This is a genomic window from Rhodococcus sp. NPDC003322 (assembly GCF_053589555.1).
This window is the reverse complement of sequence record NZ_JBSFSC010000002.1, coordinates 1197948-1213023: the sequence shown is the minus strand read 5'-3', so window position 1 is coordinate 1213023 and position 15076 is coordinate 1197948. Positions and strand designations below refer to the sequence as shown.

14 protein-coding genes are annotated in these 15076 nt (G+C 69.8%); 9 read left to right on the top strand and 5 right to left on the bottom strand.

Features of this window, described 5'->3' with window-relative positions:
• The first annotated feature begins 16 nt into the window (after positions 1-16).
• The 4 genes from ACWDUM_RS11965 to hutG all read left to right on the top strand — a co-directional run bounded on the left by ACWDUM_RS11965 (position 17) and on the right by hutG (position 5215).
• Positions 17-1381 (top strand): FAD-binding oxidoreductase, encoded by a 1365-nt coding sequence (locus ACWDUM_RS11965; protein ID WP_450134137.1) that lies wholly within the window; start codon positions 17-19, stop codon positions 1379-1381.
• 162 nt (positions 1382-1543) lie between these two features.
• The gene (locus ACWDUM_RS11960) at positions 1544-2983 is read left to right on the top strand and encodes a purine-cytosine permease family protein (RefSeq protein ID WP_450114851.1); all 1440 of its coding nucleotides are present in this window, start codon (positions 1544-1546) and stop codon (positions 2981-2983) included.
• Between the two features lie 42 nt (positions 2984-3025).
• Entirely contained in the window at positions 3026-4204 is a 1179-nt protein-coding gene (hutI, locus tag ACWDUM_RS11955; RefSeq protein WP_450134136.1) for an imidazolonepropionase, read from the top strand.
• A gap of 30 nt (positions 4205-4234) precedes the next feature.
• Entirely contained in the window at positions 4235-5215 is a 981-nt protein-coding gene (gene hutG, locus ACWDUM_RS11950) for a formimidoylglutamase (protein WP_450134135.1), read from the top strand.
• Between the two features lie 9 nt (positions 5216-5224).
• Here the strand turns inward: hutG and ACWDUM_RS11945 are convergent, their stop codons facing one another.
• Entirely contained in the window at positions 5225-6202 is a 978-nt protein-coding gene (locus tag ACWDUM_RS11945; RefSeq protein WP_450134134.1) for a pirin family protein, read from the bottom strand.
• Between the two features lie 98 nt (positions 6203-6300).
• On the opposite strand from ACWDUM_RS11945, the gene ACWDUM_RS11940 reads away from it, so the two are divergent.
• From ACWDUM_RS11940 to ACWDUM_RS11930, 3 genes are all read left to right on the top strand, one after another.
• Positions 6301-6639 (top strand): GNAT family N-acetyltransferase, encoded by a 339-nt coding sequence (locus ACWDUM_RS11940; protein ID WP_450134133.1) that lies wholly within the window; start codon positions 6301-6303, stop codon positions 6637-6639.
• A gap of 193 nt (positions 6640-6832) precedes the next feature.
• Positions 6833-9451: a LuxR C-terminal-related transcriptional regulator gene (locus ACWDUM_RS11935; RefSeq protein ID WP_450134132.1), complete on the top strand. Its 2619-nt coding sequence runs from the start codon at positions 6833-6835 to the stop codon at positions 9449-9451.
• Between the two features lie 89 nt (positions 9452-9540).
• Positions 9541-9768 carry a hypothetical protein gene (locus ACWDUM_RS11930; protein WP_450114846.1) on the top strand — a complete coding sequence of 76 codons (228 nt, stop codon included), beginning with the start codon at positions 9541-9543 and terminating at the stop codon, positions 9766-9768.
• Here the strand turns inward: ACWDUM_RS11930 and ACWDUM_RS11925 are convergent.
• A complete protein-coding gene (locus ACWDUM_RS11925) occupies positions 9765-10454 on the bottom strand; it encodes a pentapeptide repeat-containing protein (RefSeq protein WP_450134131.1) in 690 nt (229 codons plus the stop codon). The genes ACWDUM_RS11930 and ACWDUM_RS11925 overlap by 4 nt on opposite strands.
• A gap of 340 nt (positions 10455-10794) precedes the next feature.
• Between ACWDUM_RS11925 and leuA the strand changes: the two genes are divergently transcribed.
• The gene (leuA, locus tag ACWDUM_RS11920) at positions 10795-12603 is read left to right on the top strand and encodes a 2-isopropylmalate synthase (RefSeq protein WP_450134130.1); all 1809 of its coding nucleotides are present in this window, start codon (positions 10795-10797) and stop codon (positions 12601-12603) included.
• 86 nt (positions 12604-12689) lie between these two features.
• Here leuA and ACWDUM_RS11915 read toward each other — a convergent pair whose 3' ends face one another.
• Positions 12690-13052, bottom strand: coding sequence for an SHOCT domain-containing protein (locus tag ACWDUM_RS11915; protein ID WP_450134129.1), 363 nt, complete (start codon positions 13050-13052; stop codon positions 12690-12692).
• A gap of 13 nt (positions 13053-13065) precedes the next feature.
• A complete protein-coding gene (locus ACWDUM_RS11910) occupies positions 13066-13491 on the bottom strand; it encodes a DUF6325 family protein (RefSeq protein ID WP_450134128.1) in 426 nt (141 codons plus the stop codon).
• Between the two features lie 148 nt (positions 13492-13639).
• On the opposite strand from ACWDUM_RS11910, the gene ACWDUM_RS11905 reads away from it, so the two are divergent.
• Positions 13640-14029 carry an SHOCT domain-containing protein gene (locus ACWDUM_RS11905; RefSeq protein WP_450134127.1) on the top strand — a complete coding sequence of 130 codons (390 nt, stop codon included), beginning with the start codon at positions 13640-13642 and terminating at the stop codon, positions 14027-14029.
• A 115-nt stretch (positions 14030-14144) separates the two neighbouring features.
• Here ACWDUM_RS11905 and ACWDUM_RS11900 read toward each other — a convergent pair whose 3' ends face one another.
• Complete coding sequence (locus ACWDUM_RS11900; RefSeq protein ID WP_450134126.1) at positions 14145-15038, bottom strand: LysR family transcriptional regulator; 894 nt, start codon at positions 15036-15038, stop codon at positions 14145-14147.
• Positions 15039-15076: the final 38 nt, after the last annotated feature.

The following is a 15076-nucleotide window of genomic DNA, read 5'->3' as shown; positions in this document are numbered from 1 at the left end:
CCACCAAGGAGCACCGATGCCCCTCGACGCCCTCGCCCGCGAGCTGCGGTCGAGCCGCCTGATCACCGACCCCGACGTGGCCGACGCCTACCGGCGCGACGAGGCGCACCTGGCGGAGCCGGGTACGCCGCTGGCCGTCCTGCTCGCGGACTGCACCGAGGACGTGGTGACGGCCATGAAATGGGCCACCGCACATCGTGTTCCGGTGGTTCCGCGCGGCGCGGGCAGCGGCCTGTCCGGTGGCGCGACCGCGGTCGACGGCTGCCTGGTCGTCAGCACCGCGCCGATGCGGGCGATCACCGAACTGAACCCCGCGGACCAGTTGGCCGTGGTGCAGGCCGGCGTGGTCAACGCCGACCTCGACCGCGCGGCCGCCGAGTACGGGCTGATGTACGCGCCCGACCCGAGCAGCCACGAGATCTGCACGATCGGCGGGAACGTCGCCACCAACGCGGGCGGGCTGCGGTGCGTCAAGTACGGCGTCACCCGCGACTCGGTGCTCGGCCTCGAGGTGGTGCTGGCCGACGGGCGGGTGCTGCGCACCGGGCGCCGCACCGTCAAGGGCGTGGCGGGCTACGACCTGACCGGGTTGATGGTCGGATCCGAGGGCACGCTGGGGATCGTGACCGGTGCGACGGTCCGGCTGCGGCCGCGACCGTCCCGGCCACCGGTCACGGTGGCGGGCAGCTTCGGCTCGCTGACGGCCGCCGCCGACGCGGTCGCGGCGATCGTCCGGGCCGGGATCGGGCCGAGCCTGCTCGAACTCATCGACCGCGCGACCCTGCGCGCCATCGACGACTGGCGCAACATCGGCCTCGAGGACGACACGGAGGCGATGCTCATCGCACAGGCCGACGGTCCCGACGCCGAGGCCGCGGCGTCGGCGATGGAACGCGAGTTCACCAGCGCCGGGGCCGATTTCGTCGCCGTCTCCCAGGACCCGGCGGAGTCCGCACAGCTGCTGGAGGTGCGGCGCCTCGCCTATCCCGCGTCCGAGCGACTGGGGCAGTGCCTGGTCGAGGACGTGGGCGTGCCGCGCTCACAGCTGGCGGAGATGCTGGCGAGCATCGAGCGGATCGCGTCCGAGCACGGCGTGACGGTGATGACCGTCGCGCACGCGGGCGACGGCAACACCCACCCGACCTTCGTCTTCGACCGGCGCCCCGACGGGTCGGTACCGGACGAGGTGTGGGCGGCGGCCGACGCGGTGTTCCGCCGCGCGCTGGAGCTGGGCGGCACCCTCACCGGCGAGCACGGGGTCGGTACCCTCAAGAGACGGTGGCTGGCCCTCGAGGTCGGCGAAGACGGTATGGCGATCCATCAGGCGGTGAAGGCGGCATTCGACCCGCTGGGCATCATGAATCCGGGCAAGGGCTTCTGAGTTCGCTCGAACCGAGCGAGCCTCCCCCTGTTGACAGACCTGTCTATACAGGCATATACATTCCCCGTCGCCAAGTGATTCACCGCACAAGCGAGAAGAAGGTGGGCATCACCCCGTAGTCGACTCCGCCGGCCGGCGGAGTCACCCCAGAAAGACAGGCCTATGACGCACGACGGATCCTCCTCCGAGATCCTCCTCACCCCCGAACGCCGCACCATCGACGTCGTCCCCGACGACGAACGGCACGGCACCCCCCGGAGCCAGTTCACGCTGTGGTTCGGCGCGAACATGCAGATCACCGCCGTCGTCGACGGCGCACTGGCCGTCGTCTTCGGCGCCGACGCACTGTGGGCCATCATCGGCCTGCTGATCGGCAACGTGTTCGGCGGCGCCGTGATGGCGCTGCACTCCGCCCAGGGCCCCCGCATGGGTCTGCCGCAGATGATCTCCAGCCGCGCCCAGTTCGGCGTCAAGGGCGCCGTCGTGCCGCTGGTCCTGGTCATCCTGATGTACCTCGGATTCGCCGCCACCGGCACCGTCCTCGCCGGTCAGGCCGTCAACAAGGTCCTCGGCATCGACAACCAGGCCGTCGGCATCGTGATCTTCGGCCTGCTCACCGCGTTCGTCGCGGTCACCGGCTACAAGCTGATCCACGCGGTCGGCCGGGTCGCCACCGTCGTCGGCGTCATCGGCTTCACCTACCTCGCGATCCGCCTGTTCATCGAATACGACGTCGCCGCGTTCGTCGGCATCAAGGGCTTCGACATCGTGACGTTCCTGCTCGCGATCTCGCTCGGCGCAGGCTGGCAGCTCACGTTCGGCCCGTACGTCGCGGACTACTCCCGGTACCTGCCCCGCGGAACCAAGGAGAGCACGACGTTCTGGTCCACCTTCCTCGGCAGCGTCGTCGGTTCGCAGTGGTCGATGACCTTCGGTGCCCTCACCGCCGCCGTCGCGGGTGACGCGTTCCTCGGCAACCAGGTCGGCTTCATGGGTGAGCTCGCGGGACCCGCGGTCATCGCGTTCCTGATCTACCTGGTCATCGTCGTCGGCAAGCTGACCGTCAACGTCCTGAACGCGTACGGCGGCTTCATGTCGATCCTGACCACCGTCACCGCGTTCGACGGCCGCTCGCAGATCTCCACCAAGGCCCGGTCCGCGTACATCCTCGGGTTCACGATCGTCTCGATGCTGATCGCGATCATGGCCAGCGCCGACTTCCTGGACAACTTCAAGAACTTCGTCCTGGTGCTGCTGATGGTGTTCACCCCGTGGAGCGCGATCAACCTGATCGACTACTACCTGATCTCGAAGGAACGCATCGACATCCCGGCGCTGTACGACGCGAACGGCCGCTACGGCGCCTGGAACGTCCCGGCCCTGGTCGTCTACTTCGTCGGCGTGATCGCGCAGATCCCGTTCCTCGCGCAGAAGATGTACACCGGCCCGATCACCGACATGCTCGGCGGCGCGGACATCTCCTGGATCGTCGGCATCGTGTTCACCGCCGCGATCTACTACCCGGTCGCCAAGCGGACCGCCAACCCGCCGGCGGAGATGATCTACCCGGCCCACACCAACATGGTCGACTCCCGGGTCTGATCCGACCCACCACCACCCCGCCTCGTTCGAGAAGGAGACACCGTGTCCACCCGGACCACCGCACTGACCAACATCGGCACCCTCGTCACCAACGACCCCACCCTCGGTGACGGGATGCTCGGGGTGCGCCGGGACGCCGCGGTCGTCTTCGAGGACGGGGTGGTGGCCTGGGTCGGTGACTCCGCGGACGCCCCGGCCGCCGACACCGGGTACGACCTCGCCGGCCGGGCGGTGCTGCCCGGATTCGTCGAGAGCCACTCCCACCTGGTGTTCGCCGGTGAGCGGGCCGAGGAGTTCGCGGCCCGCATGTCCGGCGAGAAGTACGCCGCCGGCGGCATCCGCACCACCATCGAGGCCACCAGGGCCGCGACCGACGAGCAGCTCGCCGCGAACGTGCGGCGCCTGCTCGACGAGTCGCGGCGCTCGGGCAGCACCACCGTCGAGATCAAGACCGGCTACGGGCAGAGCACGCGGGACGAGCTGCGCAGCGCGCAGGTCGCGGGCCGGTTCACCGACGAGGTCACCCTGCTCGCCGCGCACGTCCCGCCGCCGGAGTACGCCGGTCGCGCCGACGAGTACGTGACGATGGCCGTCGACGAGATGATCCCCACGTGCGCCCCGCACGCCAAGTGGATCGACGTGTTCTGCGAGCGCGGCGCGTTCACCCTCGAGCAGTCCCGCGCCGTCCTCACCGCCGGTGTCGCGCACGGCCTGATCCCCCGCGTACACGGCAACCAGCTCGGCGAGGGCCCCGGCGTCCAGCTGGCCGTCGAGATGGGCGCGGCCTCGGTGGACCACGTCACCTACGTCACCGGCGCCGACATCGACGCGCTCGCGGGCAGCGACACCGTCGCGACCCTGCTCCCCGGCGCGGATTTCTCCACCCGCAACCAGTACCCCGGCGCCCGCGCGCTGATCGACGCCGGGGTCACCGTGGCGCTCGGCGCCGACTGCAACCCCGGCACCTGCTACACCACCAGCCTGCCGTTCTGCATCGCCATCGCGGTCCGCGACATGCACATGACCCCCGCCGAGGCGGTGTGGGCGGCCACCGCGGGCGGCGCGAAGGCGCTGCGCCGCGAGGACGTCGGCAGCCTGCGGATCGGCGCCCGCGCCGACGCGATCGCGCTCGACGCCCCGTCCTACCTGCACCTCGCCTACCGGCCGGGAGTTCCGCTGGTCCGCGAGGTGTTCGCCGGCGGCGAGCTCGTCACCGCCTAGACCGCACGCGCATCCGCCGGAGGACCAGTCATGACCGATCAGCTCCCCACCACCCTCGAGATCGAGGTCGACATCGCCCCCGTGCCCTGGACCGGGCGCACCGACGGCACCACCGACGAGCACCTGCGGTGGCATCAGGCCATCGCCCCCTACGTCGCCGAGCCGGGCTCCGGAGCGGTGCTGATCGGGTTCGCCAGCGACGAGGGGGTGCGCCGGAACAAGGGCCGCCGCGGCGCCGCCGCCGGTCCCGACGCACTGCGCGCCGCGCTCGGTTCGATGGCGCTGGCCGCCCCGCTTCCGCTGGCGGATGCGGGCACCGTCGCGGTCACCGGGGAGAATCTCGAGGGCGGGCAGGCCGCGCTCGGCCGCGCCGTCACCGCCGGCCTCGACGCCGGGCGACTGCCGGTGGTCCTCGGCGGCGGTCACGAGGTCGCTTTCGGCACCTACCTGGGTGCCGCGTCCGCGCAGCTGCGGCGGGACCGGCCGCGCCTCGGCGTCCTGAACCTGGACGCCCACTTCGACCTGCGTGGCGACCCCGTGCCCAGTTCCGGGACCCCGTTCCGGCAGATGGCCGAGGCCGAGCAGGCCGCGGGCACCGGCTTCCGCTACGACGTGCTCGGCATCAGCCAGCCCAGCAACACCACCGCCCTGTTCGACACGGCCGAGCGGTTCGGGGTTCGCCACCTCCTCGACGAACGCTGCGGACCGGCCGACCGCGACGAGGTGGACGCGTTCGTCGACGACTTCCTCGGCGACGTCGACATCGTGTACCTGACGATCGACCTGGACGTCCTGCCTGCGGCCGTCGCGCCCGGCGTCAGCGCCCCCGCCGCCTACGGCGTGCCGATCGAGACGATCCAGCGGGTCTGCGACCGGGTGGCCGCGAGCGGCAAGCTGGCCGTCGTCGACGTCGCCGAACTCAACCCCGGCCTGGACGTGGACAACCACACCGCCAAGACCGCGGCGCGGCTGATCCACCGCATCGTCACCGGGCACGTCCCGGTGTCCTGATCCGAGCGATCAGCCCCGCGGCTTGAGGCGGGTGTTCGGCAGGATCGGCGCCGGGATCGTCTGTCGCCACTGCGCCGGGAACGGGCCGAACCGGCTCGTGTCGGGATCGGACTGGTCGTCGCGTTCGCGCTGCCAGTCCTCCCGGTAGCCGGCGATCTCGTCGTGACTGCGGCCGACGAAGTTCCACCACATCACGATCTGCTCGCCGAACGGTTCTCCACCGAGCAGCAGGATCCGCACCGGGCCCTCGGCCGAGGCGACCAGGTCGAGGTCCGCCGGCCCGGCCGGCAGGTACACAAGCTGTCCGATCGTCGCATCGACTCCCGCGACCGTCGCCGACCCGGCGTCGACCATGACGCCGTGCTCGAACGACGGGTCCAGCGCGACGCGCAGCGACTGCCCGGCCTGCAACGTCAGCTCGGCGCCGAGCAGCGGCGTGAAGGTCCGCACCGGTGACGTGTGCCCGAACAGGCTGCCGAGGAACACCACTGCCTGCGCGCCCTCGACGTCGAGCACCGGAGGCGCGTAATGCTCGAAAGCCGGTGCGGTGAAACGATGTTCGTCCGGCAGCGCCACCCACAGCTGAACGCCGTGCAGGAAGGCGGTGTCCGGTGTGGAGTACTCCGAGTGCGCGATCCCCGAACCCGCGGTCATCAGGTTCACCTCCCGCGGCCGCACGACCGCGTGCGCGCCGGTGGTGTCCCGGTGTTCGATCTCGCCGCTGAACACCCACGACACCGTCTGCAGTCCGGTGTGCGGGTGTCCCGCGACCTTCATACCGCCGCTGTGCCGTACGTCGTCGGGACCGTAGTGGTCCAGGAAGCACCACGCGCCGATCAGGGTCTGACCTCGTTGCGGCAGCGACCGGCGCACCGTCATCGCCCGCGGACCACCGAGGGGGACCTCGCGGTAGTCGAGCAGGCGCGGCGCGTGCCCATCGCAGGTCTCGCACACGACCTCGGTGGGTGCGGGGTCGAGGTTGCTCATCGGATCGGCGATCCTCTCGGTCGAGAATGATGTTCAGCGTCGAGCGTAACGCCCGGAGCGACCACCCACCGAAATCGAAACTGCGCCATAGTTGATTCATGAACGACGATTCGACCTCGCCCACACCGTCCCCCGCCGTACGCGACGCGGGAGACCGCTACGAGATCACCGTCGGCGACGAACTCGCCGGCCTCACCCAGTACCTCGACCACGGTCAACAGCGGATCTTCTTCCACACCGAGGTGGACGACCGCTTCGCAGGGCAGGGGCTGGCCGCGATCCTCGTCCACGACGCCCTCGCCGCCACCGTGGCGAGCGGCCGACGCATCGTGCCGATCTGCCCTTACGTCGCCAAGTACCTGCAACGCCACCACGACTTCGACGCTCATGTCGATCCGGTGACAGAGGAGGCAGTCGCCGCCGTCCGGGCCCAGTGACCGCCCCCGGCCCCGGCCACGTCGACGCGGGCACCACCTCGTAACCATCTCGTGTCCGTTTCGTCGCTGGTCCGCCGCGCGAAACCGGGCCCCTCGTAATAGATTCGAAATCGCTGGTCCCCGCGGGGTTCCCCCGCGGGGCAACGCCGGTGCGCACGCCCCGGCGCGATACCCGCGAGGAACGAGGCCAGAGATGTCCGTCGCGAACCACACCACCCGACGCGCGCGGGTACCCGCCTACGGGCGAGCGGCGATCCGCCGCCACCGGCTGCACGAGGCCCTCTCCTCCACCATGTCGCCAACCGAAGGGACGCCGAGTTCCGTCGCCCTGCTCAGCGCACCCGTGGGGTCGGGCAAGACGATGCTGCTGGCCGACTGGGTGACCGAAACCGCTGCGGGACAAGACGCCCCGACAACCGCGTGGCTCACCGTCCAGGAGTCGGACAACGAGCGAGAACCGCTGGCGCCGGTGCTCACCGCACTGCGTGCCACCGCCGACGCCGAGGTCCTCGACGCACTGTCCGACCTTCCGGCCGCCGACACGGACGATTATCCGGCCGTCGTCGCGGAATCACTCGGAGCCCTGAGCAGGCCGATCCTGCTGATCCTCGACGACGTACACCTACTGCACGCCCCGACCGCTCTCGAAGCGCTCGGGGCGTTTCTGCGCTGGGCGCCGCCGACGGTCCGGACGGTGCTCGCCGCGCGGTTCGAGCCGCCGCTGGCACTGCATCGGATGCGACTGGACGGGCGTGTCCGCGACTTCCCGCCACAGGAGCTCGCATTCACGGAGGAGGAGGCCGCGCAACTGTTCGCCGACCACCCCGTCACCCTCGACACCGGCGACCTGCACGCCGTGTGGGAGCGGACGCAGGGGTGGGCGGTCGGACTCCGGCTCGCCGCGATCGTCCTGGGCCGCTCCGCCGACCCGACCGCGGTGATCGCGGACTTCGGCGGGGACAACCAGGTGGTCGCGGACTACCTCGTCGGCGAGGTCCTCGATCACCTCGATCCGGCGGAACGCGCCTTCGTCGTGGAGTCGTCGATTCCCGACAGCTTCACCGTCGAACTCGCCGAAGCCCTCACCGGCAACCCGAACGCCCGCGGCATCCTCGACACCCTGGAGCGGGAGAACTTCCCCCTCGAACGGGTGGCGGGCCGGCCCGGCTGGTACCGATTCCGCCCGCTCCTGCGCGATTACCTGCGCGCGGAAGTGAGCCGGCTCGGGCGGAGCGCGGTTGCCGATCTGGAGAACGTCGCGTCGCGATGGTTCGCCGAGTCCGGCGCCGACGCGCGGGCCCTCGAGCACGCGCAGCACGCCGGCGACATCCGGGCCCTGCGGTCCCTGCTCGCCGGTCGCGGCCTCGGGGCGGTCCTCCGTGGCCACGGGGCGAAGGTGATCGAGGTCCTCGACCACGCGCCACCGTCCGTGCGATCGGGCCGCACCGCCCGCCTCGTTCGCGCCGCCGCGGAGATCGCCCGCGGCAACGAAGCGGCCGCGGCGTCCGTCCTGGGAGCGGCCGGCTCGACCACGACCACCGAGACGCCGCACTCGCGTCTGCTCGAACACACCCTGCGTCTACAGCTCGCGCTGCGGACCGGCGGTGTCGAGGACGCCCTCGACCGTCTTCACGACGACGACGCCGGCGCCTCCGGCAAACCCGAACTCGACGCCTTCGTCCTGCTCTCCGAGGGCGCCGCCGAGCTGTGCCTCGACCAGCTCGATCGCGCCGGGCAGCACCTGGAGGCCGCGGCGGCGACCGCGCGATCCGCGGACCTGCCCGCGCTCGAGGTCGAGGCGTTGACCTGGCTCGCGGCGGAGGCGGCCTTCCGCTGCGAACTCGGCACGATGGACCGGCACGCCTCGGCGGCAATCGACCTCGGCCGAAGCCGTGACCTGGCGGGCGGCACCCATGTCCGGCTCGCGGAGTTGATGCGCGACTGGGGCCGCTACCTGAGGATGGACCCGCCGGCGGTACCGGACGATGCCGAACATCAGACCCTCACCGAGTGCCCGGACGACGCCATCACCGATGCCGCGGCCTGTGTTCGGGAATTGCTCCGACGGTCGGACACGACAGGGAGGCGGCCGTCGGGCGTGGCGATCCACGCGCACCTCGAATCGGCGGCGCAGCACCCGCTGCCGCCGGGCACGGTCGCGCTGTTGGCCCCGGTGGTCCACCGCATCCTGCTCGACGAAGGACAGGAACCACACCTCGGGCAGTTGTCCGCACACACCGCGCGCGTCCTCGGGCGCGGCGGCGAGCTCGCGCTGATCGTGGCGATGACCGCGGCCCACCGGGGGCGGGTGGACGCCGCGAGCACGGAACTGGAGCCGGTGTTGTCGGGCGAGCTGAGCTGCACGGCACCCGTCACATTGATCCACGCCTGGCTGCTGGACGCATCGATCGCCGACCGTCGGCACGACGACCTCCGGGCCCGGGCCGCGGTCACCGAGGCGTTGCGTCTCGCCGAGCCCGAGGGGATCCGACGTCCGTTCTTCGACGGCGGCGGCGGAACGATCAGGTCCCTGCTGGACCGTCACAGTGGCCGATTCGGCGTTCTCGACGGATTCGCCGAACAGGTCCGCGCCGTCGTCCCCGCCGCTGCGGGACGCGCCACCCTGCTCACCTCACGGGAGCGGGAACTGTTGACGGAGCTGCCGTCGTGGCGCACCGCCGAGCAGATCGCAGCGGACCTGTTCGTCTCGGTGAACACCGTCAAGACCCATCTGCGCGGGATCTACCGAAAGCTCGGGGTCCGGACCCGGCAGGAGGCCATCGCCGAGGCCCGAGTCCGGGGCCTGCTCTAGCGAAGTTCACCATCGACGGGTGAGGTCCGCCACATCGTCGTCCGGCAGGCTCGGACACGAGCAGCCGGATGACCACGGGAGGTGCGGCAGTGTCGCAGAGACCTCACGGCCGGGTCCGTTACGAGTTCCTGGTGCGCGGCACACTGTCGGCACGGGCACTGGCGGCGTTCCCCGAGCTGGCAGGTGTCGGAGCACCAGCTGGCCACACGCGCCTCACCGGCCCGGTGGACGGTGATCAGGAACTGCGCGCGATGCTCGCCCGGTTCGACGCCCTCGGTCTGACTGTGATCGAGATGCGGCGGCTGCCCGAGCCCTAGCCGACGCCGACGAAGCTGTTGTTCGTCGAACCCGTGATGTTGAGCCCGAAGGGACCACTCGGCTCGGTGCCGGTGTTGCCGCCCGTGTCGACGCCGACGCCGGCGTCGTTCGCAGAGCCGGTGACGTTGATCGGGAACGGGAGGGAGCTGCCGCCACTCGTCTCGGCATCCGAATCGTCGGCGGTGGTGACCGCGCCGGTCAGGTCCGCTCCGACCGCACCGGTGAGGTCCGCGCCGATCAGCTTGGCGCCGGACAGCCGCGCCCCGGTCAGTGTGGCGCCCGTCAGCTTGGCGCCGTTGAGATCCGCACTCGACAGATTGGCATTCTTGAGGTTCGCACCGGTCAGATCGGCGCCGGACGCGAGGCCGAGGTAGAAGTTCGCCTGGGAGAGGTTCGCCCCCACCAACGTCGCGTTGGTCAGGTCCGCGCCGAGCAGATTGGCACCGGACAGATTCGCATGGGACAGGTCGACACCCGACAGGTTCGCGCCGGCGAGGTTGGCGCCCGCGCAGTCGGTGAAGGTTGTCTCCGTGGGATCCGACACAATCGTGCAGCCGCCGACGACCGTGTCCGCGGACGCCACCGGCGCCGAGACGACCAGCCCGGCCAGGACGAGACCAGCGCCCGCGGCTGCGACACCGAGCCTGGCCCGCACATGGTTACGCCTGCTGTTCAGTACCGACATGTCGATCTCGCTTCCCCAGTGAAACCCCCGATAGAGGGCTGAATCCGCCTAGACCGGCACACACTAACGAAACGGTCACGACCGCGGTGGATGTTTCGTAAAACAAGCGTCCAGGAAACGGCGATGACGGTCCGCGCGACACGCGGGCGGGTGCTGTGATCTCGCCGGGCGCCGGTCCAGCCGATCCGACCAGCGGGTAGACTGCCCTACATGCAGCGGGCGCTCCTTCTTAACTGCCGCGACGGGGTCTGATTTCAGACCGGCTCCCGTCGCGGGGTTCAGTCGCGCCGGTCGATTCACCTTTAGGACTACCCGTCCCCTCTATTTCGGAGATTCGTCAATGTCACCCGCCGACGCCTTTACTTCCGGATCGCGCACCATCACGCCGCCGTCCAAGCCCGCGCCCGCCGATCAGCCCGCCTGGAACACCCAGAAGAACTCCTCCATGCCGACCTACCGGTACCAGCCGTTCGCGGAGGAGGTCGAGCAGATCACGCTCGCCGACCGCACCTGGCCGGACAGGGTGATCGACCGCGCCCCCCAGTGGTGCGCCGTGGACCTGCGTGACGGCAATCAGGCACTGATCGACCCGATGAGCCCGGCCCGCAAGCGCCGCATGTTCGACCTGCTGGTCCGGATGGGTTACAAGGAGATCGAGGTCGGCTTCCCGTCGGCGAGCCAGACCGATTTCGATTTCGTCCGCGAGATCATCGAGGACAACGCCATCCCCGACGACGTCACCATCCAGGTGCTGACCCAGTCGCGGCCGGAACTGATCACACGCACCTTCGAGGCATGCCAGGGCGCGAAGAGCGTCATCGTGCACTTCTACAACTCCACCTCGATCCTGCAGCGCCGGGTCGTGTTCCGCGCCGACAAGGACGCGATCAAGAAGATCGCCACCGACGCCGCGGTGCTGGTGCTCGAGGAGGCGAAGAAGTACCCGGACACGAACTGGCGCTGGGAGTACTCCCCCGAGTCCTACACCGGCACCGAACTGTCGTACGCCAAGGAGGTGTGCGACGCGGTCACCGAGGTGCTGCAGCCGACCCCGGAGAACCCGGTCATCCTGAACCTGCCGGCGACCGTCGAGATGGCTACGCCGAACGTGTACGCCGACTCGATCGAGTGGATGCACCGCAACCTGGCCCGCCGCGACTCGGTGATCCTGTCGCTGCATCCGCACAACGACCGCGGCACCGGTGTCGCGGCCGCCGAGCTGGGCTACCAGGCCGGCGCGGACCGCATCGAGGGCTGCCTGTTCGGCAACGGTGAGCGCACCGGCAACGTCTGCCTGGTCACGCTCGGCCTGAACATGTTCACCCGCGGCGTGGACCCGCAGATCGACTTCTCGAACATCGACGAGATCCGCCGCACCGTCGAGTACTGCAACCAGCTGCCGGTGCACGAACGGCACCCGTACGGCGGCGACCTGGTCTACACCGCGTTCTCCGGCAGCCACCAGGACGCGATCAACAAGGGTCTCGACGACATGAAGTTCTCGGCGGACGCGCAGGACGCGGACATCGACGACATCGTGTGGCAGGTGCCCTACCTGCCGATCGACCCGAAGGACGTCGGTCGCACCTACGAGGCCGTCATCCGGGTGAACTCGCAGTCCGGCAAGGGCGGCGTCGCGTACATCATGAAGGCCGACCACGGCCTGCAGCTGCCGCGCCGCCTGCAGATCGAGTTCTCCCAGTCCGTCCAGAAGATCACCGACGGTGAGGGCGGTGAGGTCTCCCCGAAGGAGATGTGGGACGTCTTCCACGAGGAGTACCTGGCGCCGATCATCCCGCTGGAGCGGATGCGCCAGAAGGTGACCGCGTCCGAGGAGGACGGTGGCACCGACGCCATCACCGCCGTGGTGAAGGTGGACGGCAAGGAGCAGGAGATCTCCGGCTCCGGCAACGGTCCGCTGGCCGCGTTCGTCGACGCGCTCTCCACCATCGGTTTCGACGTGCGGGTGCTCGACTACAACGAGCACGCGATGTCCGCCGGCGACGACGCCCAGGCCGCCGCCTACGTCGAGGCCGCGGTGACGCTGCCGGACGGCAGCACCAAGGTCGTCTGGGGCGTCGGAATCGCCACCTCGATCACCACCGCTTCGCTGCGCGCGGTCGTCTCCGCCGTCAACCGCGCTCACTGAGCTCCCCTGCCAACGACCGAAGGGGCCGTTTGTTCGGCTGATCCGAACAAACGGCCCCTTCGGTCGTAGCTGGGGAGAGCGCCGCGTCAGCCCAGCAGTTTGGCCTTGGCTGCCGCGAACTCGTCGTCGCTGAGCACGCCGGCCTGGTGCAGCTCACCGAGCTGCTTGAGCTTGGCGATCATGTCGTCCTCCGCGGGTGCGGCCGGCGCAGGTGCGGCCGCCTGCTGGGCCGCAGCCTGCTGGGCGGCGGCCTGCTGGGCGTACTGCTGCTGTTGGTACGCCTGCTCCTGCTGTTGCTGGTCGGCGTAGGCCTGCTGCTCCTGGTACTTGCGCTGTGACCGCCGGTCCATCGCGTTGGTGGTGGCCCTGGCGGTGCCCGCGACCACCGCGGTCCGCGCGACGGTGCCGAGCAGTCCCGGACGCCCCACGCGTCCTGCCCTGAATACCATTGCTCTTCCTTCCCTAGAGCGCGGCCTCGACCGCGGCGACGATGACGTCGTGTGGGATCTGGACGTGCAGCGCGACCTCGCCACCCGCCGCGCGGGCACTCGCCACGAATTCGCGTGCCCACGTCTGCTCGTACACGATGATCGCGGCCGAACTGCCGGGGTCGAGCGACTCCCGGACCACGTCGAGGTCCTCGTCGCTGATCAGCGCCTTCGCCTCGATCGACAGAATCTCCAGGCCCACGTCCTGCAGGTCCTCGTCGACGTCCACCTGGGTGATGTTGCCCGCCTCGTCCTTGTGGATGTAGACGAGGTCCAGAAGCGTCACGTAGCCACGTGACACCACGTTCTGCAGCGCCGCGACCGTCGCGGAATCCACCTTGGCGCCCGGAAACGCCAGCACGACCAGCTCGACCGGCCCGATGTTCACCGTCTCGTCCATGCGTCCACTCTCGTCCGGCAGGCCACGGTGCGCATCACCCGCCGCGGATGAGGACCGATCTCACCTGCTGCGGATGAGGCGCAGGCCCCGGCCGGAGAGCGATCCTCTTTCCAACAATCGAATCACTATCGTGAATTGGAGGCGTCCGATGAACTCTGCCGTCGACTCGTTCTGGGACTTCCTGTGGCTGATCCTCATCACGTTCGCCTTCGTGGCGTACCTGATGCTGCTCTTCGCGATCATCGGAGACCTGTTCCGCGATCACAAGCTTTCGGGCTGGTGGAAGGCGGTGTGGGTGTTCTTCCTGATCTTCGTGCCATTCCTCACGGCGCTGATCTACCTGATCGCGCGCGGAGACGGCATGACCCAGCGCTCGCTGGCGGCCGCGCAGCACATGAAGACCGAACAGGACGCCTACATCAAATCCGTTGCCGGTAAATCACCGGCCGAACAGATCGCGGATGCCAAGGCGCTACTCGATTCCGGCACCATCACCGAGGCGGAGTTCACCGCGCTGAAGGGGAAGGCACTCGGCTAGCTGCCGGTCGTTTCCACACCGCTCCGGGCACCCCGCGTGGGTGCCCGGAGCGCTGTCGTTCGTGGCCGGGTGCGCTTCCGGCACCGGCACCGTGGGCTCGACCGATCGGGGCCGGTCACCCGCCGACGACGGCCGCCTGCGCCCGCACCGCAGAGAGGACCGCCCGGACCGCGGGACGTTCGGCGGCGGCGGGCCGGGTGGCGAGCTCATAGATCCGTGCGGCGCGAACCCCGGTGAGGCGTTTGCTCACCAACCCGCGATGCGCGGGGACGTACCGCGGCATCAATGCGACGCCGTGCCCGGCGAGCACGAGTTCCTCGATGACCCGGAAGTCGTTGATCCGCTGCACGACTCGCGGTTGCACCCCGGTGGCCGAGGCGACGGACTGCAACACGTCGTCGACCGGGAACCCGCCCCTCACACTGATCCAGTTCTCCTCGGCCAACTCCTCGAGCGCGACCTGCGGGCGGTCGGCGAGTGGGTGGTCCGGCGCGAGCACAAGGTCGATCGGTTCCCGCAGAAACGGCTCGAAACGCACTCGCGGGGAGACCAGTGCGGGCGCGCGTTCGTCGCGGTGGGTGACCACCACGTCGAAGTCCGCCAGCAATCGCGGGACCTCCGACGCGGGCTGGTCCACGTCCCGCGCGTCCACCTCGACCCCGAGGTTCGCGATCCGGGTCAGCACCCCCGGCAGCAACAGGGCGGCACCGGACGGGAACATCGCCAGGCGCACCCGGCCCCTCGGTGAACCTGCGTACGACGCCATCTCCTCGGTGGCACGGTCGAGCGCGGCCAGGACGTCGTCGGCGCGGAGGACGAGCGCCCGACCGGCGTCCGTCAGGCGCAGGCGTCGGCCGTCCGGTTCCAGGATCGGCACTCCCGCCTCGCGGGCGAGCAGTTTGAGCTGCTGGGAGACGGCGGACGGGGTCAGCGAGAGCGCCGACGCGGTCGCGGCGACCGTGCCTCGGTCGGCCAGCTCCCGCAGTACCCGCAGCCGCACCACATCCATGTAGCAAAATTACATTGTTGGTGAACCAATATTCGATT

Bases quoted from the DNA above. Each gene is read 5' to 3' on its own strand.
- ACWDUM_RS11960 (WP_450114851.1), top strand. From the start codon at position 1,544: ATGACGCACGACGGATCCTCCTCCGAGATCCTCCTCACCCCCGAACGC.
- ACWDUM_RS11965 (WP_450134137.1), top strand. From the start codon at position 17: ATGCCCCTCGACGCCCTCGCCCGCGAGCTGCGGTCGAGCCGCCTGATC.
- ACWDUM_RS11910 (WP_450134128.1), bottom strand. From the start codon at position 13,491: ATGGACGAGACGGTGAACATCGGGCCGGTCGAGCTGGTCGTGCTGGCG.
- ACWDUM_RS11935 (WP_450134132.1), top strand. From the start codon at position 6,833: ATGTCCGTCGCGAACCACACCACCCGACGCGCGCGGGTACCCGCCTAC.
- ACWDUM_RS11900 (WP_450134126.1), bottom strand. From the start codon at position 15,038: ATGGATGTGGTGCGGCTGCGGGTACTGCGGGAGCTGGCCGACCGAGGC.
- ACWDUM_RS11915 (WP_450134129.1), bottom strand. From the start codon at position 13,052: ATGGTATTCAGGGCAGGACGCGTGGGGCGTCCGGGACTGCTCGGCACC.
- leuA (WP_450134130.1), top strand. From the start codon at position 10,795: ATGTCACCCGCCGACGCCTTTACTTCCGGATCGCGCACCATCACGCCG.
- ACWDUM_RS11905 (WP_450134127.1), top strand. From the start codon at position 13,640: ATGAACTCTGCCGTCGACTCGTTCTGGGACTTCCTGTGGCTGATCCTC.
- hutG (WP_450134135.1), top strand. From the start codon at position 4,235: ATGACCGATCAGCTCCCCACCACCCTCGAGATCGAGGTCGACATCGCC.
- ACWDUM_RS11940 (WP_450134133.1), top strand. From the start codon at position 6,301: ATGAACGACGATTCGACCTCGCCCACACCGTCCCCCGCCGTACGCGAC.
- ACWDUM_RS11945 (WP_450134134.1), bottom strand. From the start codon at position 6,202: ATGAGCAACCTCGACCCCGCACCCACCGAGGTCGTGTGCGAGACCTGC.
- ACWDUM_RS11925 (WP_450134131.1), bottom strand. From the start codon at position 10,454: ATGTCGGTACTGAACAGCAGGCGTAACCATGTGCGGGCCAGGCTCGGT.